This is a genomic window from Acetobacter fabarum (genome assembly GCF_040702925.2).
Classification (GTDB): Bacteria; Pseudomonadota; Alphaproteobacteria; order Acetobacterales; family Acetobacteraceae; genus Acetobacter; species Acetobacter fabarum_B.
Map to the genome: position 1 here is coordinate 1 of NZ_JBFCXX020000001.1, position 26076 is coordinate 26076.

A 26076-nucleotide genomic window follows, 5' to 3' on the forward strand; every position below is an offset into this window, starting at 1 on the left:
CCCCAGCCTGGGCCGCCCCAGCCCCTGCCACCCCAGCCGGGGCCACCGCCACCCCAGCGTCCGGGTTGGGCCTGTGCACCGGGCAGGGTTGCCAGACCAAGGCCCGCAATAACGGGCAGGGCCATCAGAAATTGTGTCATGCGGCGCATCAAACGTGCCTCCCTGGAGCAGGGTGTCAGGCTGCTCCGTATTTTTGTTCTCCTTTAAATATCGATCCGCTTGTGGCAAATTGAAGGCTGATCCCTGTCCTTTTGTTGAATAATGCCGGAATGGGGTCAGGGCGTGTTTTCCGGCATCGTGCCGGTTTTTTGCAGGGTTAACGCGGTTACAAGAGTAACCAGCGCACAGGCGGAAACATACCAGGCAAACCAGCCTTCATGGCCTATATGCTTGCACCACAGGGCGATATACTCGGTTGTGCCGCCAAAAATGGACACGGTCAGCGCATAGGGTAGCGCTACCCCCAATGCGCGCACACGGGTGGGGAAAAGCTCGGCCTTAACAATGGCGTTGATGGAGGTGTAGCCCGAGGCCATGAACAGGGCGGCAACAATCAGCCCGAATGCAACCCAGCCCGACGTGGCGCGGGAGAGGGCATTCAGCAGTGGTACAGTGCCAAGGCTTGCCCCGATGCCAAAAAACAGGAGCAGGGGTTTGCGCCCGATCCGGTCGGATACCGCGCCAAACGCAGGCTGCATGGCGGCAAACACAAACAGGCTGGCAGCAGAGATAAGGGTGGCCGTTTCCTTGGAAAAACCAAGGGAGTTGGCAAGGTATTTCTGCATGTAAATGGTGTAGGTGTAAAAAGCGACTGTTCCACCAAGGGTTAGCCCGCAGACCCGCAACACCGATGGCCAGTGGGCCAGCATAACGCGCACGCCTCCCTTGGCCTGCTTGTTGCTTGTGTTCTCAAAGCTTTCGCTTTCCACCATCTGGCGGCGGAGCCAGAACACCAGAACGGCTCCGCATGCCCCGATCAGGAAAGGAATGCGCCAGCCCCAGCTTGCAATCTGCTGCGGTGTCAAAAACACGTATTGCATGACAAGCAGCACGCACAGGGCCAGTAATTGCCCCATAACCAGCGTGACATACAAAAATCCTGACCAGAACCCCCGGTGTTGCGGGGTGGAAACTTCGGCCAGATAGGTGGCGGAAGCACCATATTCACCACCAAGGCTCAACCCCTGCACCAGCCGGGCCAGCACCAGAACAAGCGGGGCCACAACGCCGATCTGCTCGTATGTGGGGCACAGGGCTATGGCCAGAGACCCAAAACACATGGCCAGAACAGAAAAGGTGAGCGCTTTGCGCCGTCCGTACCGGTCTGCCGCCATGCCCAGCAGCCACCCGCCAATGGGGCGCATAAAAAAACCAACGGCAAATACAGCCGCCGCATTAAGAAGTTCGGCAGTAGGATTACCATGTGGAAAAAACGCATGGGCGAAGTAGATGGTGAAGGAAGAATAAACATACCAGTCAAAATATTCGAGCAGGTTCCCGGCTGATCCTGCCAGAATACCCCGAATGCGTTGTGCCGTGTTCAAGCTGGGTTCTCCATTCCTGGATTTTTTGTTGTGTTGGTGAACAAGGCACCGTGAGCTGGGATGGTATCATTACCACACCATCCCTGTCATTACGTCTGCGGCATGAGAGGTGTTGCCTGACAGGTGCATTTTTTGTTCAGAAACAGTGAGCAAAGGAGCTTGCTCTTGGGGCGGACATCAGACAAAACAGGGTATGGGTTCTGTAATTGTTCTTGTCTGTGTGGCGGTCACGGCTCTTTTGCTGGGAGTGGTGCTGGCCTTTGTGCTGCGCAAACCGCCAGCCAAAAGTGCGGATAGTGATCTGCTGGCGCGGCTTTACGTCATGATGGAGCGCGAGGCCGCCGCCACCCGTGCGGATTCATCCGCGCAAAGAACCGCCATGACCGAAATGGAACGGGCTTTTGGCGAACGGCTGGAGCGCATGCGTACCGAACTGGCCGAGCAGCTTGGCAACCTTTCTGGCGGTCTGGGGCGTGAACAGGCGGAGGCACGGGCCGCACAGGCCGAGGCCCTGCGTACCATGGCGGAAGCTTCCGCCCAGCAACTTTCTGCAATCCGCCACGCAGTGACCGAGCAGTTGCACGAGGCGGTGGAGCGGCAGATGCACACATCGTTCCAGCGGGTGCTGGAACAGTTTGCCGCCATGCAGAAAGCCATGGGCGAGGTCCGCGCCATGACCGCGCAGATCAGTGACCTCAAGCGGCTGTTCAGTAATGTCAAAACCCGTGGGGGCTGGGGAGAGGCCCAGTTGCGCGCCATTCTGGATGATGTGCTGCCACCGGGCACGTATGAGAGCAATGTACGGCTGGGGGCGGGAAGTGATGTGGTGGAGTTCGCCATTCGCATGCCGGTTAAAACCCAGACCCCACCCCTTATGCCGGTGGATAGCAAGTTCCCGACCGAAGCATACGAAAAACTGCTCAACGCGGCGGAAGAAGGCGATGTGGTAGGGGAAAAGGCGGCCCGCAAGTCTCTGGAGAACACCGTGCGGATGGAAGCCCGCAAAATTGCCACGAAATACATTCAGCCCCCCGCAACTGTTGAGTTCGCCGTGCTTTATCTGCCAACTGACGGGCTTTACACGGAAGTGGCCCGCATTCCGGGGTTGATAGATGATGTCGGGCGGCAGTACCGGGTTATGGTTATGGGGCCAGCCCTTATGCCCGCCATGCTGCGCACCATTCATCTGGGTTACGTGACTCTGGCGCTGGAGGAACGGACGGAAAGCATTGCCCGCCTGCTGGGTGCAACCCGGCAGGAAATGCTGAAAATGGATGGAGTGCTGGACAAGCTGGCACGGAATGCGCAGGCTATGTCCTTCTCAATTGAGGAGGCCAGACGGCGCACCAGAGTGGTTACCCGCAAGCTGAAGGAACTTGATAACCCGGTTGCGAGTGAGGACGAAGGTGAAGAGTCTGAAATTGAATTTAGTGGCCATATGAAGGGCGGCACTGCAACAGGATAGAACACGAGCAAGAGGGCAGGTATGTCTGAAGATGATACGCTACCGCCTTTTCTGGAAGGGCGGACGGTTCTCCTTATCGAGGATGACGGCAGGATTGCCGAGGAAATCGTGGGGGAACTCACAGGACGCGGCTTTAACGTCCACCATGAGGAAACAGGCAATGCCGGGCTGGATGCAGCCGTAAAGGGCGAGGCTGATGTGATGGTGGTGGACCGGCTTTTGCCCGGGTGCGATGGGCTTTCTGTTATAGAAGCCATGCGCCAGCAGGGGATTCGCGCGCCTGTACTGGTCCTGTCCGCCCTGTCTGCCGTGGACGACCGGGTAACAGGGCTTAAGGCTGGGGGGGATGATTACCTGACCAAGCCTTTTGCCATGGAGGAGCTTGTCGCACGGATTGAAGCGCTGCTGCGGCGGCCTGATGATACGCGCAACACCAAGCTGCGTACCGGCCCGCTGGAAATGGACCTGATTGAACGCCGCGTCTGGCGGGATGGCCGCGAGATTGACCTGCTCCCGCGTGAGTTCCGGCTGCTCGAATACCTTATGCGTCGCCCCGGACAGGTGCTGACGCGCTCCATGCTGCTGGAGGATGTCTGGCAGTACCGTTTTATCCCGCGCACCAATCTAGTTGATGTGCATATAGGCAAGCTGCGCCGGAAGGTTGATGCTCCGGGCGAGGAACCGCTTATCCAGAGCATTCGTGGTACGGGGTTCCAGTTGCGTGTTTCTGACTGAGGTTTTCCGGACAGCCACATTCCGGATCACTCTCATGGCGCTGGCGGCTATGGCTGGTGTCATGCTCATGCAGTTCGGGCTGGTTTACGCCCAGATGGAGGCGGTGGAATCCCGCCGCTCCACGGAACTGCTCCAGGGGGAGGCAGAGTTGCTGGCCCAGATGTCGCCCGAACATCTGGAGTATGTCATCCGCCGTCGCGCAACGGATGACCTGCGCCTGATCATCAACAGTGCCGGTCTGTTCGATGCAGGGCACGCGCTGATTGCGGGCGATCTGCACACCTGGCCGCGTGGGCTCAAGGCGGACGGCAAGCCCCATAATATCGAGATTTATCCCGAAGAGGGCGCTCCCTACCCCCTGCGTCTGCTGGCGGTTACCTTGCCAGACCATACCATTCTGGTGCTGGGGCGCAGCTTTCATCTTCTGGCGGAGCAGAAGTTCATGCTCCGTCACGCCATGCTGGCGGCGGCGGTGCCCACGTTTTTGTTCGCACTGTTCCTTGGGGTGGCGCTCAGCCATCGCGCCCTCTCCCGCGTGAAGGAAATGCACGAAGCCATAGACCGGATTATGGCGGGCGATATTCATGAACGCCTGCCCGCCAACCGCGAGCGGGATGATCTGGAACGGCTGGCGGGGAGCGTGAACCGCATGCTCGACCGGCTGGAACATCTGATGGACGGCATGCGTGCTGTGGGCAATGATATTGCCCATGATCTGCGTACCCCGCTCTCGCGCATGCGGGCCAAGCTCGAGCGCGCCCAGTCGGGCGAGCGCAATCCCGAGCAGCTGGAGGCTGCCATAGACCGGGCGGTGGATGATCTTGACCAGTGCCTTGGCATCATTACCGCCCTGCTCAGGATTGCCGAGATAGAAAACAGCCGCCGCATGGCCGGTTTTGCGCAGGTGAAGCTGCGTGAGCTGATGGATGATGTGTTCGACCTTTACGAACCCATTGCCGAAATGGAAGATAAAAAACTACAGGCTCTGCCCTCTGCGGATGAGGGGCCAGTATGGGGGGATCGGCATCTTCTGATCGAACTGCTCGCTAATCTGGTTGATAATGCCATCAAATTTACTCCTGAAGGCGGCAGTATCGTGCTGGATGTGCAACAAAAGGATGATGCGGTCCTGCTGGTTGTGACCGATACAGGCACGGGTATTGCCCCGGAGGAAAGGCAGAATGTGTTGTCCCGTTTCTATCGTTCGGACAAGAGTCGGCATGTGCCTGGCAGTGGTCTGGGGTTGAGCCTTGTTTGCGCCATTGCGCAGTTGCATGACGCAAACGTGAAAATAGAGAGCGGCCCCAATGGCAGGGGTACATGCTTCAGCATTGCTTTTCCGGTCCCGGCACAGGGCTGGAGCAATGGTTTGTAAAGATAATGTCACAAGCGGGAGAGGGATGTGCGGCTATCTACTGGCAAAATGACGACTATTTCCAGAATGATGACCGGACCCGTTTTTAGTCAGGGGTCAGGTGAATGAACCAGATTGTTCTTGTAGCACTTAAAAAACCGTACACTTTTATTGTGCTGTCCATCCTGATTCTGGTTTTTGGAATTAAGGGTATTTTCTCCACGCCAACGGACGTTTTTCCCAGTATCCGCATCCCTGTTGTGGCTGTCATCTGGCAATATACAGGACTTATGCCCGAGGATATGTCGGGTCGTGTGGTCTATTATTACGAGCGTGCACTTACCGCGACCGTGAATAATATCGAACACATTGAAAGCCAGTCCTATTACGGGCGCGGGATTGTCAAGATCTTTTTCCAGCCCGGTACAAACACGGCCGTTGCGCAAACCCAGATCACCTCCGTCTCCCAGACCGTGATCAAGCAGATGCCAACCGGCTCCACACCGCCACTCATTCTGGCGTATGACGCGTCCTCCGTGCCGGTGATTACGTTGCAGGTCGCGTCCACGTCCATGACGGCGTCCCAGATTTATGACATGTCCTCCAACCTCATCCGGCCCGCGCTGGTATCTGTTGCAGGGGCGGCCATTCCCAACCCGTATGGGGGCAAGCCGGGTAATGTCATGGTCGATCTGGACCCGGTCAAGCTGCTGGCGCACAGCCTTTCCCCGGTGGATGTCTCCCGCGCATTGAACAGCCAGAACATTGTGCTACCCGCCGGGGACCAGCGTATTGGCCCGTTTGACTGGATGGTGCAGACCAACGCCGCCCCGCGGGAGCTGGACGAGCTGAACGATATTCCCATCAAGCAGGTCGGGCATGCTGTGGTCCGCCTGCGTGACGTGGCCTGGGTGCATCAGGGTGGCCCACCGCAGACCAACCTTGTGCTGGTCAAGGGCCAGCAGGGCGTGTTGATCGTGGTCATGAAGAGTGGGGATGCCTCAACACTGGATGTCGTGGCAGGCATTAAAAAACTACTGCCCGGTATTGTGCAGACCCTCCCAGCCGGTGTGAGCATCCGCGTGCTCAATGACGCCTCGACCTTTGTCAAGGAGTCCGTGCAGGACGTTGTGCGCGAAATGATAACCGCCGCCTTCCTGACCGGGCTTGTGGTGCTGCTGTTCCTTGGGTCGTGGCGTTCTACCGTTATTATTGCCACCTCCATTCCGCTGGCCATGCTGTGCTCGATCATCGGGCTGGGCTGGGCCGGGCAGACCATCAATGTCATGACCCTTGGCGGGCTGGCGCTGGCCGTTGGTATTCTGGTTGATGACGCCACGGTCATGATCGAAAACATTGATGCGCATCTGGAAATGGAAAAGGATCTGGAAACCGCCATTGTGGACGCGGCCAATCAGATTGTTATTCCAACCTTTGTTTCCACACTGTGTATCTGCATTGTGTGGATGCCGCTGTTCCAGCTTACCGGTGTTGCCGGCTGGCTGTTCATGCCCATGGCTGAAGCCATTATTTTTGCCATGCTGGCATCGTTCATTCTCTCGCGCACACTGGTGCCGACCATGGCCAAGTACATGCTGGCCGCACAGGTGGCAGCCCATGCGCATGGCCCGCAGGAACCCAAAACGGTTTTTGGCCGGTTCCAGCGGGCCTTTGAGCGTGGGTTCGAGGCCTTCCGCCATCGCTACCATAGCCTGCTCATGTATCTGATCGAGGTGAGGGGTAAGTTTATTCCTGTATTCGTACTGTGTTCGTTCGGGTCTCTGGGACTGCTGTTTTTTGTCGGGCAGAACTTTTTTCCCGAGGTCAATTCGGATGTCATTGCCCTGCATATGCGTGCACCCATTGGCACGCGGCTGGAGGAATCCGGAAAGATTTCCCAACTGGTGGATCAGGAGGTCGAACATACGCTGCCCGGGCAGGTGGAAGGGATCGTCAATAACTGCGGTCTGGCGTTCAGCGCGCTCAACATGGCCTATATTCCAACGCCAACCGTGGGTACGCAGGATTGTGACATTACCATTTCACTGAAGGACGAAGCCGCTCCAGTGGCGGAATATCGCCGCCTGCTGCGACGTAGCCTGAACGAAAAATTCCCCGGCACCCAGTTCTCCTTCCTGCCGGGGGACCTGACAGCCAAGATCCTGAACTTTGGCCTGCCATCCCCGATTGATGTGCAGGTGATCGGGCGTGACCTGCGGGCTAATTTCCGTGTTGCCAACCGCATTGCAGAGCGGCTGCGGCATGTGACCGGCCTGACCGATATTTCGGTGCAGGAACCCATGACCACGCCAACCCTGCGTGTGAATGCACGCCGCATGTATGCGCTGGGTACGGGTATCCGTGAGGCGGATGTGGCCGACAACGTGCTGGTCTCGCTTTCAGGCAGTTCGCAGGTCGGGCAGGTTTACTGGCTGGATACCAAGACCGGCGTTTCGCACCTGATTGATATCCAGACCCCTGCTTCCTTCCTCCAGACCCTGAATGATCTGGAGATCACCCCGATTGATAAGGGGGACGGTAATCCCAGCGGGCAGAGCCCGCAGATTCTGGGCGGGCTAAGTCAGATCGAACAGGTCGGGACCCCGGCCGAGGTTGCACATTACAACATCATGCCCGTGTTCGATGTCTATGCCTCGAACGAAGGGATCGATCTGGGTACCGTCTCGCGCGAGGTGGTGCGGATCGTGGATGAACTCAGGCCCGACCTGCCGCGTGGCACATCGCTGGCCGTGCGCGGGCAGGCCGTGACCATGAACGGTGCCTATGCGCAGTTGCTGGCTGGGCTGGCTATGTCTGTCCTGCTTGTTTACCTGTTGATTGTGGTCAACTTTCAGTCCTGGCTGGACCCGTTCATTATCATCACGGCGTTGCCCGGCGCGCTGGCTGGTATTTCGTGGAGCCTGTTCCTCACACATACAACCCTGTCTGTTCCAGCGCTTACGGGTGCGATCATGTGCATGGGCACGGCCACGGCCAATGCCATTCTGGTTGTGGCGTTTGCGCGTGAGCGGCTTGATGAGCATGGAGATGCCATTCTGGCAGCGCTTGAGGCAGGGTTCGAGCGTATTCGCCCGGTTATGATGACGGCATCCGCCATGATTATTGGCATGCTGCCCATGTCTTTGAGCAACTCGCAAAACGCGCCTTTGGGCAAGGCGGTCATGGGGGGGCTGCTGGTGGCGACGGTAGCGACGCTGCTGTTTGTTCCCTGCGTGTTTGCAATGTTGCACAACAAAAAAGAAGTACCGACGACAAAAGAAGAGGAAGCTGGCGTATGACCCCGGAACACGACAAGACGGGTGGCGTGGACGCCAAGGTTAAAGCTGCGGCAGCTGCCCGTAAAAGAAAAATGGGGTTTGCTGTTGTCGCTGGTGTGGCAGGCTTCCTCATTATTGTGGGGCTGGTGCAAAGACATTCGGCCTATGTGCAGCTGGCGCAGGAAACGGCGCATGATGCGGTGTCCGTTGTGCAGGTCATTTACCCGCAGCAGGCACCTGATGAGCGTGAACTCTCGCTGCCTGCCAATATTGCGGCGTGGTACCAGGCCCCGATTTATGCACAGGTCTCGGGCTACGTAAAAATGTGGTACAAGGACTTTGGCGCGCATGTAAAAGCGGGAGATGTGCTGGCCGAAATTGACACACCCGGCCTAGACGCCCAGTACGCCGCCGCTCAGGCTAATTACAACGTGGCGCTGGCCCGCTACAAGCTGGCCCAGATTACCGCACGGCGCTGGAAGGCACTGCAGGGCACGCAGGCAGTCTCCCAGCAGGAGGTGGATGTTCAGGCCGCCAATGCCGAGGCCCAGCAGGCGCAGGTCGAAGCCGCCCGGCATGATGTTGAGCGTTATGCCGCCCTTGAAGGGTTTAAAAAAATCGTGGCACCGTTTGACGGTATCGTCACATCGCGTATGGCCGATGTGGGGGATTACGTTAACGCCGGACGTGGAGACGTGGATTCCCGCGGGAATGCCACGGAACTGTTCAGCGTAGCGGATGTGCATGCCATGCGCGTGTTTGTGGCCGTGCCACAGGATTACGCGGATATTATCTCTCCCCGTCTGCAGGCGGATCTGATTGTGCCGCAATACCCCGAGCGTACGTTCAAGGCACGCTATCTGGCGACAGCGAGCGCCTTTAACCCCAATACCCGTACGGTTACGACCGAACTGGTGCTGGATAACAAGAGCGGTGAACTGTGGCCGAACTCCTATGCCACAGCCACCTTCCACGCACCTGCTGATCCCAACCAGCTTATTCTGCCCGAGGGGGCCATTGTGTTCCGGCAGGAAGGAACGCAGGTCGCTCTGGTGGATGACAGCAACCATGTGCATCTGGTCAATGTGGCGCTTGGGCGTGATCTGGGGACAACGGTGGAGGTGCTGCGCGGGGTTAAAAAAACCGACAGGGTGATCAACAACCCGTCCGCGGGGCTGCTGGATGGGCAGCTGGTGCGGATTGTTAAAGGCACTCCCGGTTACAATATGCCTCCCGTTCCCCCGGCAAAGGCCGCGAATACAAGCCGGGACGATACCCGTGCCATGCCCGAAGATAACCGACCCATGCCAGAAGCCGGGGGGCGTCCATGAAGGGCAGGGCGCAGGGTAGCCGGTTTTTTGCCGCACGCTTCATGCTTGGGAGCTGCCTCCTGTCCGTTCTGGCTGGGTGCGACATGGCACCACGTTACAAGCCTGCCAAGTTTATCTACCCCGATAACTGGCAGGGCGGTGGTGTCATGCAGCCCGCCGGTGGGGTGGATACAGCGCTCAACCCGAACTGGTGGACCGTGCTGGGAGACCCCCTCCTGAATGATCTGGAGGAACAGGCCATGCGCCTTAACCCCGATCTTCAGGCGCAGGCGGAAGCTTTTCTTCAGGCGCGGGATCTGGCGATGGAGGCAAAATCCAGACTGTACCCGCAAATCGGCGGTATGGCCGGTGGGGCAAAGTACAAGGGGTCGGACCACCGCCTGTGGCGTGGATCAGGTGCTACCGGGCCTATGTATATGTCTTCCGAGCAGTATTCAGGTTCGGCGACGTGGGAGCCGGATTTCTGGTCCGCCATCCGGAACAAGACGCGCATGGCCAAGCAGAATGTGCAGGAACGTGCGGCGGATTATGCAGCAGCAAGGCTGAGCTTGCAGGCCGAGCTTGCCAGCGATTACGTTGTGCTGCGCGGGCTGGATGTGCAGGACGCGGTTTACCAGGATTCCGTCCGCTATTACAAAACAGCGGTGCAGATTACCAACATGCGTCTGGCCGGGGCCATTGCGCCAGGTATGGACGTCTCCCGCGCGGAGGCGCAGCTTTATGCCACACAGGCGCAGGAGACCGACATCCGCACCCAGCGTGACGTGATGGAGCATGCCATTGCCGTACTGGTCAATCAGACACCCGCTACTTTTCATATTGCACCGGTGAGTACCCTGACCTTCACCCAGGGGCCATTGCCTGTTGCCCTGCCGTCTACCCTGCTGGAAAGGCGGCCCGATATTGCCGCGGCAGAGCGGCGTATGGCGCAGGCCAACAGGGCCATAGGCGTGTCCCGCGCGGCGTTCTACCCGCATGTGACCTTTAACGCCACGACCGGGTTTATGGATAACGGGTTCGACCTCGCATCGCTTTCCAACTCCATGTACCAGTTTGGAGCGCAGGCACTTCTTCCGCTCTTTCAGGGTGGTTTGCGCCGCGCGGACCTGCAACGCAGCTGGTCGCAGTACCGCGAGAAGGAGGACCTTTACCGCAGCACGGTGCTGGACGCCTTCAAGGAGGTCGAGGACGGGCTGACCCGTGTCAACAGGCTCAAAGTACAGGTAGGCCAGCAGTCCAGTGCTGTCGATGCCGCAGTGCGCACACAGGGCATGACCATGGCGCTTTATACAGGTGGGCTTACCAATTATCTGGACGTTGTGGTGGCACAGGTGGCAGCTCTGAATGCCCGCATCGCTCTGGTGCAGACCTCCACGCGCGCCATTGATGCCCGCGTGGAGCTGATTCGTGCTCTGGGTGGCGGATGGTCCCGTGACCAGTTGCCGACGGGTGAGAGTGTGCTTATGCCCTTCAAGCCGTTGCAGTACAGCAATCTGCGTCAGGCTCCGGCTGCGGGCGGGATTACAACCGTGCGCGACCCTGCCAGCATGGACCTGAGTGGTAGCACAAAAGCACGTGCCCCTCTTGACAGTCATGCCGCGCACAGGTAAGCGCGCTTTTCCTGATCGGAACGCGGGAGGTTTCTGCCAGTACCTTGTGTGCAGGCCGGAATCGTTAAGAACCGCGGTCCGGGTACATTTTTGAGGAGTCCCGGATATGGCCAAAAAAGTTGTTGGCTACATCAAGCTTCAGATTCCCGCTGGTAAAGCAAACCCTTCACCGCCGGTTGGTCCGGCACTGGGTCAGCGCGGTCTGAATATCATGGAATTCTGCAAGGCATTTAATGCCAAGACCCAGGGCCTTGAACCTGGCATGCCGATTCCTGTGGTGATTACTGCCTATGCTGACCGTACGTTCAGCTTCATCACCAAAACCCCGCCGAACACCTACTTCCTGCTCAAGGCCGCCAAGATTTCCAAAGGCAGCCCGACGGTTGGCAAGGGCGGTGCTGTGGGTAAGGTGACCATGGCGCAGCTGCGTGAAATTGCTGAACAGAAGCAGCAGGACATGAACGCAAACGACATTGACGGCGCTGTACGCATGCTGGTGGGTTCTGCCCGCTCCATGGGTCTTGATGTGGTGGAGGGCTAAGATTATGGCTCAGAACAAGCGTCTTGCGGCTGCTCGCGCCAAGGTTGTTGCCGGTAAGGCATACGGTCTGGACGAAGCTGTTTCCCTCGTCAAAGACAATGCAACTGCAAAGTTTGACGAAACGGTTGAAATCGCCCTGAATCTGGGTATCGACCCGCGTCATGCCGACCAGATGGTCCGTGGTTTTGTGTCCCTGCCCAACGGCACGGGCAAGACCCTGCGTGTTGGCGTGTTCGCACGTGGCCCCAAGGCTGAAGAAGCCAAGGCTGCCGGTGCGGATGTTGTTGGTGCGGAAGATCTGATGGAGCAGGTGCAGGCTGGCGAAATTGCTTTCGACCGCTGCATTGCAACACCGGACATGATGGCTCTGGTGGGTCGTCTGGGTAAGATCCTCGGTCCGCGTGGCCTGATGCCCAACCCCAAGCTGGGTACCGTGACCATGGACGTTAAGGGTGCCGTTCTGGCAGCCAAGTCCGGTCAGGTTGAATACCGCGCTGAAAAGACCGGTATCATCCATGCTGGCGTTGGCAAGGCTTCCTTTAGTGCGGACAAGCTGGCTGAAAACGTGCGCGCATTTGTTGATGCCGTGCAGAAGGCCCGCCCGACCGGCGCCAAAGGTACCTACCTGAAGAAAGCTGCCCTGACCTCCACAATGGGGCCGGGTGTGCAGCTGGACGTCTCTGCCTTCGCAGGCTGAGCAAGAATGTTGCCAGACTGGCCCTTGTGGCTGGTCTGGTGCATAAAGGAGTGGTTTACCACTTCTTATACCTGTCCGAGACCACACGTGAGTTTACTCTTAATCGGCTCTTCGGGGCTGGCGCGTGGTAAGACGGGGATGCTGGTTGCAGGCTGAGAATTTTCGGCAGTGCCAGATATTCCGTTTATCAAGGACAGGCGAGCGGGTTCTGTTTGTTGCAGAACCTAAAGGGCAACCCGTTCTGTCAGGTTTAGACCTGATGGAACAAGACGGAGACGGGATTTGGACCGTACGGAAAAGAAGGCCCTTGTTGCCTCTCTGGCCGCCGTGTTCGCCGAAACGTCCATGGTTGTGGTTACCCGTAATAAAGGGTTGACCGTAGCTGATGTGACGGATCTGCGACGCAAGGTGCGGGCAGCGGGTGCAAACTACAAGGTTGCCAAAAACCGGCTGGCAACTCTCGCCCTGGATGGGACCCAGTTCAGCGGCATCGCGCCGTTGCTGACGGGACCGACCGCGCTTGCGTGGGCGGACGAACCTGTAGCAGTGGCGAAGGTGATCGTTGAGTTCGCCAAAACCAATGACAAGCTTGAGCTGCTTGGTGGTTCTCTTGGTTCTCAGCTGCTTGATGTGGCTGGGATCAAGGCTCTCGCCGAGCTGCCGTCGCTCGACACGCTGCGCGCGCAGCTCGTGGGTCTTATCTCCACGCCCGCTACGCGCATCGCCAGTGTTGTTCAGGCGCCGGCTGGCCAGCTTGCTCGTGTTTTTGGGGCCTATGCCAAAACGGGTGAAGCTGCCTGACCACATGCTCCCGTATAGGGGTATGTACAAGAAATACGCGTAGCCTCTGTGTGGAGGTTGCGTTTTGCTAACCAGTGTTTATATTAGGAAGTCTGACTATGGCTGATCTTGCTAAGCTTGTTGACGAACTGTCCGTTCTGACCGTTCTTGAAGCTGCTGAACTTTCCAAGCTGCTCGAAGAAAAGTGGGGCGTTTCCGCTGCTGCTCCTGTTGCAGTTGCTGCTGCTGCTCCGGGCGCTGCCGCTGCTCCTGTTGAAGAGCAGACCGAATTCACGGTTATTCTGGCCGCCGCTGGCGAAAAGAAGATCAACGTGATTAAAGAAATCCGTGGCATCACGGGTCTGGGTCTGAAGGAAGCCAAGGACCTGGTCGAAGGCGCTCCCAAGACCGTCAAGGAAGGCGTCAACAAGGACGAAGCCGCCAAAATCAAGAAGCTTCTTGAAGATAACGGCGCGACCGTCGAAGTTAAGTAAGATTGCCTTGGTCCCGCCCATATGTGGTGGGGTGAAGGAAATTGAGGTTCTCGGGTGGGGGTGTATGCCTCCGCCCGTTTGCCTGTTTCAGGTTGATCTGGAGCAGGTAGCCGGGTAAATCCGGTTTAGTTTTGGCCGAAAGTAGGTCGGACCATCAGGCTCGCGGCAGACCACGAGCCTGATGGTCCGAGATAAGGGCGGGGCAGGAGCGACGATGAACGCAATCACCAAATCGTTCACAGGACGGAAGCGGATTCGCAAGAGTTTCGGGCGGATTCCCGAAATCGCCCCGATGCCGAACCTGATAGATGTGCAGCGCGCGTCTTACGAGACGTTTCTTCAGGCCAATGTATCGCCTGATGCGCGCACGGCTACGGGTTTGCAGGAGGTATTCCGTTCCGTATTTCCGATCAATGACTTTGCCGGTCGTGGTCGTCTGGAATTCGTAAGCTACGAATTTGAAGAACCGAAATACGATGTTGAGGAATGCATTCAGCGTGGACTCACGTTCTCCGCGCCGCTGAAGGTTATCCTGCGCCTGATCGTGTGGGATGTGGATGAAGACACGGGTTCGCGCTCCATTCGCGACATCAAGGAGCAGCCGGTTTATATGGGCGACATGCCGCTCATGACCGATAACGGTACCTTTATCGTTAACGGTACCGAGCGCGTTATTGTCAGCCAGATGCACCGTTCTCCCGGCGTGTTCTTTGATCACGACAAGGGTAAAACGCACTCGTCGGGCAAATATCTGTTTGCTGCGCGCGTTATTCCGTACCGTGGCTCCTGGCTGGATTTTGAATTCGACGCCAAGGACCTGTTGTACGTCCGTATTGACCGCAAGCGTAAACTGCCCGTTACCACGCTGCTTTATGCGCTCGAAGGGGCTGCCTCCGCCGCCGCGCGCAAGGCAAAGCTGGCTGAAGGTGGGGATGTGGATGCGCTGGATATTCATGGCATGGATGCCAATGAAATCCTCGGCTATTTCTACGACACAGTTACCTTCACCAAGTCCGCCAAGGGCTGGGCGCGTCCGTTTGATGCGGATTCTTTCCGTGGTCTCAAGCTGCTGGCGCCGCTGGTGGATGCCGAAACCGGTGAAGTTGTGGCCGATGCCGAAACAAAGCTGACGGCACGTCTGGTTCGCAAGATTGCTGAAAAAACCCGTGAAGTGCTGGTGGGGGAAGTTGATCTGATCGGGCGCTTTATCGCTCATGACATGGTCAACATGAACACCGGCGAAATTTACGGTGAAGCCGGTGAGGAAATCACCGAAGCCCGTCTGGTAGCCCTTGAAGAAGCCGGAATTACCGAACTGCCGGTTCTGGCTATTGATTCCGCCAAGGGGCCGTGGATACGCAACACGCTGACTGTTGATAAAAACAGCGGCCGTGATGAAGCGCTGATCGACATTTACCGCGTCATGCGCCCCGGTGAACCGCCAACGGCGGAAACGGCTGAAGCCATGCTGCAGGGTCTGTTCTTTGATGCAGACCGCTACGACCTGTCGGCTGTTGGTCGTGTGAAAATGAACATGCGTCTGGACATCGATGTGCCAGACACCGTGCGCGTTCTGCGTAAGGAAGACATCCTGCGCACCATCAAGGTCCTGTGTGACCTGAAGGATGGACGCGGTCAGATCGACGATATTGATAATCTGGGTAACCGTCGTGTCCGCTCCGTGGGCGAACTGATGGAAAACCAGTACCGTATCGGCCTGCTGCGCATGGAGCGCGCCATTCGTGAGCGCATGGGTTCGGTGGATATTGATACGGTCATGCCGCATGATCTGATCAACGCCAAGCCTGCCGCTGCTGCTGTGCGTGAGTTCTTTGGCTCTTCCCAGCTCAGCCAGTTCATGGACCAGACCAACCCGCTGTCCGAAGTCACGCATAAGCGTCGTCTTTCCGCACTGGGTCCGGGTGGGTTGACGCGTGAACGCGCAGGCTTTGAAGTCCGTGACGTTCATCCGACCCATTATGGCCGTATCTGCCCGATTGAAACGCCTGAAGGCCCGAACATCGGTCTGATCAACTCGCTGGCCACATACGCCAAGGTGAACAAATACGGGTTTATCGAAACACCGTATCGTCTGGTCAAGGACGGCGTGTTGCAGGACGGCTGGAAATACCTCTCCGCCATGGAAGAGGAAAAGCTGGTTGTTGCTCAGGCAGACGCCAAGGTGAACGATCAGGGTGCGCTGACCAGCGACCTTGTTTCCGTTCGCCGTAACGGTGACTTCCGTCTGGTTCCCCCGACCGAAGTGACTGCCTGCGACGTATCGCCCAAACAGCTTGTTTCAGTGGCGGCCGCACTCATTCCGTTCCTTGAGAACGATGACGCGAACCGCGCCCTCATGGGCTCCAACATGCAGCGTCAGGCTGTGCCTCTGGTGCGCTCGGATGCGCCGCTGGTTGGTACGGGTATGGAAGCGGCTGTTGCACGCGATTCCGGTGCAACCATTGTTGCCAGGCGCAACGGGATTGTGGACCAGATTGATGGTGCGCGTATTGTCGTGCGCTCGACGGATGCCAGCGGTGCCACGCAGGGGGTCGATATCTATCGCCTGCGTAAATACTCGCGCTCCAACCAATCCACCTGCATCAACCAGCGTCCGCTGGTTCATGTGGGCGATCAGGTCAGCGCGGGTGATATTATTGCCGATGGTCCTTCCACGGAGCTGGGTGAACTGGCTCTGGGCCGTAACGTGCTGGTCGCGTTCATGCCCTGGAATGGTTACAACTTCGAAGACTCCATCCTGATTTCCGAACGGATTGCCAAGGATGACGTGTTTACCTCGATTCATATCGAGGAATTCGAAGTCATGGCCCGTGATACCAAGCTGGGTCAGGAAGAAATCACCCGTGACATCCCCAATGTTGGCGAGGAAGCCCTGCGCAATCTCGACGAAGCCGGGATTGTCTATGTTGGTGCCGAGGTTAATCCCGGCGATATCCTGATTGGTAAGGTTACACCAAAGGGCGAAAGCCCGATGACACCGGAAGAAAAACTCCTCCGTGCCATTTTTGGTGAAAAAGCATCCGATGTGCGTGACACATCCCTGCGTCTGCCGCCCGGTACAACGGGCACCATTGTTGACGTGCGTGTGTTCTCCCGCCGTGGCGTGGATAAAGACGAACGCGCAATGGCTATTGAGCGCGCAGAAATTGAACGTCTGGCCAAGGACCGTGATGACGAGCGGGCCATTCAGGAGCGTTCCTTCTATAGCCGTCTGCGTGAAAAGCTGCTCGATCAGACCGCTGGCGCTGGCTACAAGGGTATTCGCTCCGGCACGGTGATCACGCAGGATGTTCTGGACGAACAGCCCCGCGCCACGTGGCGGCACATCGTTGTGACGTCTGACAGCGTTATGGCTGAGCTTGAAACCCTGCGGCGTGAGTTTGATGCGGCTATTGCCCGTATTCAGGCCCGTTTTGAAAGCAAGGTTGAAAAACTCCAGCGTGGTGATGAACTGCCACCTGGCGTGATGAAGATGGTCAAGGTGTTTGTCGCGGTTAAGCGTAAGCTTCAGCCGGGTGACAAAATGGCCGGTCGTCACGGGAACAAGGGGGTTGTCTCCCGCGTGGTTCCGGTTGAAGACATGCCGTTCCTGGAAGATGGAACGCCGGTTGATCTGGTTCTGAACCCGCTTGGTGTGCCGTCGCGCATGAACGTCGGTCAGATTCTGGAAACGCATCTGGGTTGGGCATGCGCCAATATCGGCCGTGGCATTGGTGACCTGGTGGATGACTACCAGCGCACGGGCGAGAAGCGTCAGGCTCTGCTGGACCGTCTGAAAGACGTGTATGGCGAGAAGGTCTATGACGACGCCATTGCGAACATGAACAACGACGAACTGGTGGAACTGGCCAATAACCTGCGCAAGGGTGTGCCTATTGCGACCCCGGTGTTTGACGGTGCTTCCATTCCCGATATTGAAGCCATGCTGGAAAAGGCTGGTGTTAATAAATCGGGCCAGTCGCAGTTGATTGACGGGCGGACAGGCGAACAGTTTGAACGCAAGACGACTGTCGGTTACATTTACATGCTCAAGCTGCATCACCTTGTTGATGACAAGATCCATGCCCGTTCCATTGGTCCATACTCACTTGTTACGCAGCAGCCGCTGGGTGGTAAGGCGCAGTTTGGTGGCCAGCGGTTTGGGGAAATGGAAGTGTGGGCGCTCGAAGCCTACGGTGCTGCTTACACGCTGCAGGAAATGCTGACCGTGAAGTCGGATGACGTGTCTGGCCGAACAAAGGTTTATGAAGCGATTGTACGCGAACAGGATGACTTTGAAGCCGGTATTCCGGAAAGCTTCAACGTGTTGATCAAGGAACTCAAGTCCCTTGGCCTCAATGTGGAGTTGGAGCAGGGGGCAGACTAACGGTGATTTTCCCCGCCACAATCCGTACTTATTTCAAGAAGGAGGCTGGAGCTATTGCTCCAGCGCTCCATTTCCCTTTGGGGGCTTCTGCACATGAATGAACTCATGAAAATTCTTGGCCAGACCGGCCAGGCAATGACCTTTGACCAGATCAAGATCCAGCTTGCATCGCCTGAGCAGATCCGGTCATGGTCTTTTGGTGAAATCAAGAAGCCCGAGACCATTAACTACCGTACGTTCAAGCCTGAACGTGATGGCCTGTTCTGCGCTCGGATTTTTGGCCCGATCAAAGACTACGAATGCCTTTGCGGCAAATACAAGCGGATGAAGTTCCGCGGTATTATCTGCGAAAAATGCGGCGTTGAAGTCACACTGGCCAAAGTCCGCCGTGAGCGTATGGGTCATATCCAGCTCGCCAGCCCTGTTGCGCATATCTGGTTCCTGAAGTCCCTGCCAAGCCGCATCGGCCTTATGGTCGATCTGACGCTCAAGGATCTGGAAAAAGTTCTGTATTTCGAGAACTATCTGGTTCTTGAACCGGGTACGTCTCCTCTCAAGCAGTATTCTCTCCTGAGCGAAGAGCAGTATCTCGACGCAATGGATGATTACGGCGAGGAAGGGATTGAAGTCGGGATCGGCGCTGAAGCGATCAAGAAGGTTCTTGAACGCATTGAGTGTGATGCCGAAAAGGTAGAACTGCGTCAGGCGCTCAAGGAAACCACGTCCGAAGCCAAGCGCAAGAAGCTCGTCAAGCGTCTCAAGCTGGTCGAAGCTTTCTCGGAAAGCGGTGCACGCCCCGAGTGGATGATTCTGGACCTGGTTCCGGTTATCCCGCCTGAACTGCGCCCGCTTGTGCCGCTCGATGGCGGGCGTTTTGCAACGTCCGACCTGAACGATCTGTATCGTCGCGTTATCAACCGTAACAACCGTCTCAAGCGGCTGATGGAACTGCGCGCGCCCGATATTATCGTGCGTAACGAAAAGCGCATGCTGCAGGAAGCTGTGGACGCCCTGTTTGATAACGGTCGCCGTGGCCGTGCGATTACAGGTGCCAACAAACGCCCGCTCAAGTCCCTGTCTGATATGCTCAAGGGCAAGCAGGGTCGCTTCCGTCAGAACCTTCTGGGTAAGCGCGTTGACTACTCTGGCCGTTCGGTCATCGTGGTCGGGCCGGAACTGAAGCTGCATCAGTGCGGTCTGCCCAAAAAGATGGCGCTGGAGCTGTTCAAGCCCTTCATTTACGCCAAGCTGGAAAAGTATGGTCATGCCACGACCATCAAGGCCGCAAAGCGGATGGTGGAAAAAGAACGTCCCGAAGTCTGGGATATTCTTGAAGAAGTTATCCGTGAGCATCCCGTCCTTCTGAACCGCGCACCGACCCTGCACCGTCTTGGTATTCAGGCGTTCGAACCTGTGCTGGTTGAAGGTAAGGCCATTCAGCTGCACCCTCTGGTCTGCACCGCCTTTAACGCGGACTTTGACGGTGACCAGATGGCCGTGCACGTGCCGCTCAGTCTGGAAGCCCAGCTTGAAGCGCGCGTGCTGATGATGTCGACCAACAACATCCTCAGCCCCGCCAACGGCAAGCCGATTATCGTTCCGTCTCAGGATATTGTTCTTGGGCTGTATTACCTCAGTCTGGAAACGCCTGAGTTCAAGGTTACGCCTGACCGGAACGAATACGACGAAACAACGGGTGAACTGGTCAAAGCCGGCGCTGCGTCCTTCTCTTCCATTGGGGAAGTGGAATACGCGCTCAATGCCGGTGCGCTCAAACTGCACGACAAGATCCGTGCCCGGTTTGAGCAGATTGATGTAGATGGCAAGCGTGTCTATGAAACAGCCGTGACCACACCCGGTCGTGTGCTGATCGCGCAGATCCTGCCCAAGCATGAAACCATTCCGTTCTCTTTGATCAACCGCCAGTTGACCAAGAAAGCCGTGTCGGACGTGATCGATACGGTTTACCGTCACTGTGGCCAGAAAGAGGCTGTCATTTTCTGTGACCGTCTGATGGCGCTTGGTTTCCGCCACGCTGCCAAGGCGGGTATTTCCTTCGGTAAGGATGACATGATCATCCCCGCTGAAAAGAAAGAACTGGTCGATCGCACCGCAGCCGAAGTTAAAGAGTTTGAGCAGCAGTATCAGGATGGTCTGATTACGGCTGGCGAACGCTATAACAAGGTGGTCGATGCCTGGTCACGTTGCACGGACGAAGTGCAGGCGGCCATGACCAAGGAAATTTCCCGTCAGGAAGTTGGGAAGCCCATCAACTCCGTGTGGATGATGAGCCACTCCGGGGCCCGTGGGTCGCCGGCACAGATGAAGCAGCTTGCTGGTATGCGTGGTCTGATGGCCAAGCCGTCCGGTGAAATTATTGAGCAGCCGATTATTGCCAACTTCAAGGAAGGCCTGTCGGTTCTCGATTACTTTACGTCCACCCATGGTGCACGTAAGGGGCTGGCCGATACCGCGCTTAAGACTGCAAACTCCGGGTACCTGACCCGTCGTCTGGTTGACGTGGCGCAGGACAGCATCATTATCGAAGAAGATTGCGGTAGTGAGCGCGGTCTGACCGTGCGTGCGGTTATGGATGGTGGGGAAGTCGTTGCCTCCCTGTCCGAACGTATCCTGGGGCGTACATTGGCGTCCGATGTTGTGGAACCCACGACTGGCAAGGTCATTGCAGCCCGTAACCAGCTTGTTGATGAAGCGGATGCGGAACGCATTGAAGCCTCGGGTGTGGAAGTTATCCATATCCGTTCCGTGCTGACCTGCGACAGCCGCGTTGGTGTTTGCGGCCGTTGCTATGGGCGTGATCTGGCGCGTGGTACGCCGGTTAACATCGGCGAAGCTGTTGGTGTTATCGCCGCGCAGTCCATTGGTGAGCCTGGCACCCAGTTGACCATGCGTACCTTCCACATTGGGGGTGCGGCACAGCGTGGCGCCGAGCAGTCCATGATCGAAGCGTCCCGCGATGGTAAAATTGTCATCCGCAACCGTAACGTGGTGCAGAACAGCCAGAACGTGCCAATCGTCATGGCCCGTAACTGTGAAATCCTGCTGACAGACGAAAAAGGTGTGGAGAAGTTCCGCTACCGTGTGCCTTACGGTGCGCGTCTGCTCACAACGGAAGGTGCTACTGTGGCACGTGGCCAGAAACTGGCTGAGTGGGACCCCTACACCCTTCCGATCATTACGGAAAAAGCCGGTAAGATCGAATATCTGGACCTCATCGATTCCATCACTCTTGTCGAGCGTATGGACGAAGTAACCGGCCTGACCTCCAAGGTGGTGGTTGACTACAAGCAGGCAGGCAAGGGCGTTGACCTGCGTCCTCGCGTGCAGCTTAAGGACGCCAACGGCGAAGTGGTGAAGCTGGATAACGGTGGTGAAGCCCGCTACTTCCTGTCGCCTGAAACACTGCTGTCTATTGAAAATGGTGCTCAGGTGAATGCGGGTGACGTGCTGGCACGTCTGCCGCGTGAAGGTTCCAAAACGCGTGATATTACCGGTGGTCTGCCGCGTGTGGCTGAACTGTTCGAAGCGCGTCGCCCCAAAGATCACGCTATTATTGCGGAAATGGAAGGGCGCGTTGAATTCGGCAAGGATTACAAGTCCAAGCGCCGTATCGTCGTGAAAAATGACGAAACAGGGCATGAGCAGGAATACCTGATTCCCAAAGGCAAGCATATTTCCGTACAGGAAGGTGACTTTGTGGAAAAAGGCGATCCGCTGGTTGATGGTCCCCGTGTTCCGCATGATATTCTCAAGGTCATGGGGGTTGAAGCGCTGTCTGATTACCTGATCAATGAAATTCAGGATGTTTACCGTCTGCAGGGCGTGAAGATTAACGATAAGCATATTGAAGTTATCGTTCGTCAGATGCTCCAGAAAGTGGAAATTCTGGAACCGGGTGATACGACCTACCTGATTGGTGAGACGGTGGATCGGCTTGAGTTCGATGCCGAAAATACCAAATGTCTCAATGCGGGTGAGCGTCCTGCGCTGGCCATGCCGGTGCTGCAGGGAATTACCAAGGCATCGTTGCAGACCCAGTCCTTTATCTCGGCCGCGTCCTTCCAGGAAACCACGCGTGTGCTGACCGAGGCGGCAACAGCCGGTAAGGTTGATAAGCTTATGGGCCTGAAGGAAAACGTGATTGTTGGTCGCCTGATTCCGGCAGGGACGGGGAGTGTCATGAAGCGCCTGCGCGCCATTGCCGCGGAACAGGACAAACAGCGCGTGAACCGCACGGCTGCTGAGTAAGTCTTTATTATAAAGACAGGTTGAAAAAGGCCGGGGCAATGCTCCGGCCTTTTTTATGAGTCTTGAGTCTGGTGCTTAAAGAATCGCCGGGTAAAGCTTGACTTCTGGTAGGGGGGGCTGTAGGTAGCAGCCCTCAGCTTTGTTTGTCTTTATTGATGAACAGGGCACTCAGGTTCTCTGTATGAGTTTTAGCATGCGGCTGACTTCCGGGGGGAAGTGGAGCCGGATGCCAATATAGCCCCATTCGGGTTGTTGCCTGATGGGATCTTTTTAATGAAAGTCGGCTGGCCGCAGAGGATGTGGCTGGTCGACCGAACTGTGTAAGGATCGGGAAAGGCGCATGCCGACCATCAACCAGCTCATTGCCAAAGGGCGTAAGCCTGCAGTCAAGCGGAACAAAGTGCCCGCTCTGCAGGGCTGCCCCCAGAAGCGCGGTGTTTGCACCCGCGTTTATACGACGACACCGAAAAAGCCTAACTCCGCACTGCGTAAAGTTGCCAAGGTGCGTCTGACGAATGGCTATGAGGTGGTTAGCTATATTCCTGGTGAAGGTCACAACCTTCAGGAACATAGTGTTGTGCTTATCCGCGGCGGTCGTGTGAAAGATTTGCCGGGTGTTCGTTACCACATCCTTCGCGGTGTTCTCGATACGCAGGGTATCGCCAAGCGGCGTCAGCGTCGTTCGCTGTATGGCGCCAAGCGTCCGAAATAAGAGGAAGTTAAGGTATGAGTCGCCGTCATCGTGCTGTTAAGCGCGAGATCCTTCCCGATCCGAAGTTCGGAGATGTCGTCATTACGCGTTTTATGAACGCGCTGATGTTCGACGGTAAGAAGTCCACAGCTGAAAAGATTGTCTATGGTGCGATTGACGCCATGGCCCGTCGCAATGGTGCAGCATCCGATCCGATCGCGCTGTTCCATAATGCTCTGGATAACGTAAAGCCGGCCGTTGAGGTCCGTTCCCGCCGTGTCGGTGGTGCGACCTATCAGGTCCCGGTCGAAGTGCGCACTGACCGTCGTCAGGCTCTGGCTATCCGCTGGGTCATCGATGCAGCGCGCAAGCGTGGTGAAAACACCATGCAGGACCGTCTGTCCAACGAACTTCTGGATGCCGTGAACAATCGTGGTGCGGCTGTGAAGAAGCGTGAAGACACGCACCGTATGGCTGAAGCCAACAAGGCATTCAGTCATTATCGCTGGTAATCCGTGAAAGTTCCGCTTTCCCTCTTGTCGAGGGATTGGGGCGCTTATAACAACTGCATCCCGGACATTTTTTGGGGCATGGAGTAAACAATGGCTAAGGCTAAATTTGAGCGGAATAAACCGCACTGCAACATCGGCACCATTGGTCACGTTGACCATGGTAAGACGTCTCTGACGGCTGCTATTACGAAGACCCTGGCAAAGACCGGCGGCGCTGAGTACAAAGCATACGACATGATCGACGCCGCTCCCGAAGAACGCGCTCGCGGCATCACCATTTCCACCGCTCACGTGGAATACGAAACCGCAAACCGTCACTATGCGCACGTCGACTGCCCCGGACACGCTGACTATGTGAAGAACATGATCACCGGTGCGGCTCAGATGGATGGTGCCATCCTCGTTGTGTCCGCTGCTGATGGTCCGATGCCGCAGACCCGTGAACACATCCTGCTTGCCCGTCAGGTTGGTGTGCCGGCTCTGGTTGTCTTCCTCAATAAGGTTGACCAGGTTGATGACCCTGAACTGCTTGAGCTGGTTGAAATGGAAGTTCGTGAACTTCTGTCTTCCTACCAGTTCCCTGGCGACGATATTCCGGTGATCAAGGGCTCTGCTCTGGTTACTCTGGAAGATGGCGACCCGGAAGTTGGTGAAAACCGCGTTCGTGACCTGATGGACGCAGTTGATGCGTACATCCCGCAGCCTGAACGTCCGGTTGATCGTCCGTTCCTGATGCCGATCGAAGACGTGTTCTCGATCTCCGGCCGTGGTACGGTTGTGACCGGTCGTGTGGAACGTGGTGTTGTCAACGTGGGTGACGAAGTTGAAATCGTCGGCCTGAAAGACACCATCAAGACCACCGTTACGGGTGTTGAAATGTTCCGCAAGCTGCTTGATCGCGGTGAAGCTGGCGACAACATCGGTGCTCTGGTACGTGGCACGAAGCGTGAAGACGTTGAGCGTGGTCAGGTTCTGGCCAAGCCCGGCTCCATCACGCCGCACAAGAAGTTCAAGGCTGAAGCCTACATCCTGACGAAGGAAGAAGGTGGTCGTCATACGCCGTTCTTCACCAACTATCGTCCGCAGTTCTACTTCCGTACGACTGACGTGACGGGTGTTGTGCACCTGCCCGAAGGCACGGAAATGGTTATGCCCGGTGACAACTGCGCCATGGAAGTGGAGCTGATCGCTCCTATCGCCATGGACGAAGGTCTCCGCTTCGCTATCCGCGAAGGTGGCCGTACCGTTGGTGCAGGCGTTGTTGCCTCCATTATCGAGTAATCGATAAGGGATCAGAGACTGAGTGGCCCCGACCGATCTTCGGTTGGGGTCTTACTTGGCGGCCGGGTAAACCCGGATAAGTAAAGTGTTGGACTAAGAAACAGATGGACAACCAGAACATCCGCATTCGCCTGAAAGCGTACGATCATCGGGTGCTTGATAACAGCACGAAAGAGATCGTGAATACGGCGAAGCGTACGGGTGCGCGGGTTCGGGGTCCTATCCCGCTGCCGACGCATATCGAACGGTTTACGGTTAACCGTTCTCCTCACGTTGACAAGAAGAGCCGCGAGCAGTTCGAAATTCGGACTCATCGTCGTTTGCTCGATATTGTTGAGCCCACTCCGCAGACCGTGGACGCTCTCATGAAGCTCGACCTCGCCGCTGGCGTGGATGTCGAGATCAAACTTTAAGGTCCAGACGATGCGCACCGGATTGATCGCAAAGAAGTTGGGCATGTCCCGACTGTTCAAGGAAGACGGCACACATGTGCCTGTCACCGTTCTGTACGTTGATGACGTGCAGGTGGTAGACGTTCGTACTCAGGAGCGCGATGGTTACGTAGCCGTCCAGCTGGGTATGGGCAACGCCAAGGTGAAAAACGTAACAAAACCCAACCGTGGCCATTTTGCCCGCGTGAAGGTTGAACCCAAGAAAACGGTTCGTGAGTTCCGGGTGGCGGATGACGCTACGCTGGAAGTCGGTGCTGTTCTTTCTGCTTCCCACTTCGTTGTCGGCCAGAAGGTTGACGTGACGGGGACAAGCAAGGGTAAGGGGTTTGCTGGCGCCATGAAGCGCTGGAATTTTGCTGGTCTTGAGGCCTCGCATGGTGTGTCCATTTCGCACCGTTCGCATGGTTCGACCGGTAACCGCCAGGACCCTGGCAAAACCTTCAAGAACAAGAAAATGGCTGGTCATCTGGGTGATGAACGCGTGACCACCTTGAATCTGGAAATCGCAGCGGTCGATCCGGAAAAGAATCTGATCATGATTCGTGGCTCCGTTCCGGGAGCAAAGAATGGTGTCGTTCTCATTCGTGATGCGATCAAGAAAGCCCGCCATAGCGACGCGCCGTATCCGGCAGCTGTGAAGGCGGAGGCCTGAGAT

At 56.9% G+C, this 26076-nt stretch carries 18 protein-coding genes; 17 read left to right on the forward strand and 1 reads right to left on the reverse strand.

Features of this window, described 5'->3' with window-relative positions; all coding sequences use genetic code 11:
• Positions 1-275: 275 nt before the first annotated feature.
• The gene (locus tag AB2L51_RS00005) at positions 276-1544 is read right to left on the reverse strand and encodes an MFS transporter (protein ID WP_395580599.1); all 1269 of its coding nucleotides are present in this window, start codon (positions 1542-1544) and stop codon (positions 276-278) included.
• Between the two features lie 193 nt (positions 1545-1737).
• Here AB2L51_RS00005 and AB2L51_RS00010 point away from each other — a divergent pair, with 193 nt between their 5' ends.
• The 17 genes from AB2L51_RS00010 (at position 1738) to rplC (ending at position 26073) form a co-directional block, all read left to right on the forward strand.
• Complete coding sequence (locus AB2L51_RS00010) at positions 1738-3009, forward strand: DNA recombination protein RmuC (RefSeq protein ID WP_395580600.1); 1272 nt, start codon at positions 1738-1740, stop codon at positions 3007-3009.
• Positions 3010-3030: 21 nt separating this feature from the next.
• Positions 3031-3744: a response regulator transcription factor gene (locus AB2L51_RS00015; protein WP_166110523.1), complete on the forward strand. Its 714-nt coding sequence runs from the start codon at positions 3031-3033 to the stop codon at positions 3742-3744.
• A complete protein-coding gene (locus tag AB2L51_RS00020; RefSeq protein ID WP_395580601.1) occupies positions 3731-5119 on the forward strand; it encodes a sensor histidine kinase in 1389 nt (462 codons plus the stop codon). The genes AB2L51_RS00015 and AB2L51_RS00020 overlap by 14 nt, the downstream gene beginning before the upstream one ends.
• Before the next feature lie 104 nt (positions 5120-5223).
• Positions 5224-8397: an efflux RND transporter permease subunit gene (locus AB2L51_RS00025; protein WP_395580602.1), complete on the forward strand. Its 3174-nt coding sequence runs from the start codon at positions 5224-5226 to the stop codon at positions 8395-8397.
• Positions 8398-8468: 71 nt separating this feature from the next.
• Positions 8469-9707: an efflux RND transporter periplasmic adaptor subunit gene (locus AB2L51_RS00030; RefSeq protein ID WP_395580963.1), complete on the forward strand. Its 1239-nt coding sequence runs from the start codon at positions 8469-8471 to the stop codon at positions 9705-9707.
• A 41-nt stretch (positions 9708-9748) separates the two neighbouring features.
• On the forward strand, positions 9749-11317 hold the full coding sequence (locus tag AB2L51_RS00035) for an efflux transporter outer membrane subunit (protein ID WP_395580964.1): 1569 nt from the start codon (positions 9749-9751) through the stop codon (positions 11315-11317).
• Between the two features lie 106 nt (positions 11318-11423).
• Positions 11424-11858 (forward strand): 50S ribosomal protein L11, encoded by a 435-nt coding sequence (rplK, locus tag AB2L51_RS00040; RefSeq protein ID WP_166110511.1) that lies wholly within the window; start codon positions 11424-11426, stop codon positions 11856-11858.
• A 4-nt stretch (positions 11859-11862) separates the two neighbouring features.
• A complete protein-coding gene (rplA, locus tag AB2L51_RS00045; protein WP_395580603.1) occupies positions 11863-12555 on the forward strand; it encodes a 50S ribosomal protein L1 in 693 nt (230 codons plus the stop codon).
• A 282-nt stretch (positions 12556-12837) separates the two neighbouring features.
• Complete coding sequence (gene rplJ / locus AB2L51_RS00050) at positions 12838-13356, forward strand: 50S ribosomal protein L10 (RefSeq protein ID WP_395580604.1); 519 nt, start codon at positions 12838-12840, stop codon at positions 13354-13356.
• Between the two features lie 98 nt (positions 13357-13454).
• Positions 13455-13829, forward strand: coding sequence for a 50S ribosomal protein L7/L12 (gene rplL, locus AB2L51_RS00055; protein WP_275176348.1), 375 nt, complete (start codon positions 13455-13457; stop codon positions 13827-13829).
• A 214-nt stretch (positions 13830-14043) separates the two neighbouring features.
• Positions 14044-18216, forward strand: a complete 4173-nt coding sequence (rpoB, locus tag AB2L51_RS00060) for a DNA-directed RNA polymerase subunit beta (RefSeq protein ID WP_395580605.1) — start codon at positions 14044-14046, stop codon at positions 18214-18216.
• Between the two features lie 93 nt (positions 18217-18309).
• Entirely contained in the window at positions 18310-22485 is a 4176-nt protein-coding gene (gene rpoC, locus AB2L51_RS00065) for a DNA-directed RNA polymerase subunit beta' (RefSeq protein ID WP_395580965.1), read from the forward strand.
• 340 nt (positions 22486-22825) lie between these two features.
• Positions 22826-23197, forward strand: a complete 372-nt coding sequence (gene rpsL, locus AB2L51_RS00070; RefSeq protein WP_003622698.1) for a 30S ribosomal protein S12 — start codon at positions 22826-22828, stop codon at positions 23195-23197.
• A 14-nt stretch (positions 23198-23211) separates the two neighbouring features.
• Positions 23212-23688 (forward strand): 30S ribosomal protein S7, encoded by a 477-nt coding sequence (gene rpsG, locus AB2L51_RS00075; protein WP_059023537.1) that lies wholly within the window; start codon positions 23212-23214, stop codon positions 23686-23688.
• Positions 23689-23778: 90 nt separating this feature from the next.
• Entirely contained in the window at positions 23779-24969 is a 1191-nt protein-coding gene (gene tuf / locus AB2L51_RS00080; protein WP_166110496.1) for an elongation factor Tu, read from the forward strand.
• Positions 24970-25073: 104 nt separating this feature from the next.
• Positions 25074-25382 (forward strand): 30S ribosomal protein S10, encoded by a 309-nt coding sequence (gene rpsJ, locus AB2L51_RS00085; RefSeq protein ID WP_007282720.1) that lies wholly within the window; start codon positions 25074-25076, stop codon positions 25380-25382.
• Positions 25383-25392: 10 nt separating this feature from the next.
• Complete coding sequence (gene rplC / locus AB2L51_RS00090; protein ID WP_395580606.1) at positions 25393-26073, forward strand: 50S ribosomal protein L3; 681 nt, start codon at positions 25393-25395, stop codon at positions 26071-26073.
• Positions 26074-26076 lie beyond the last annotated feature (3 nt).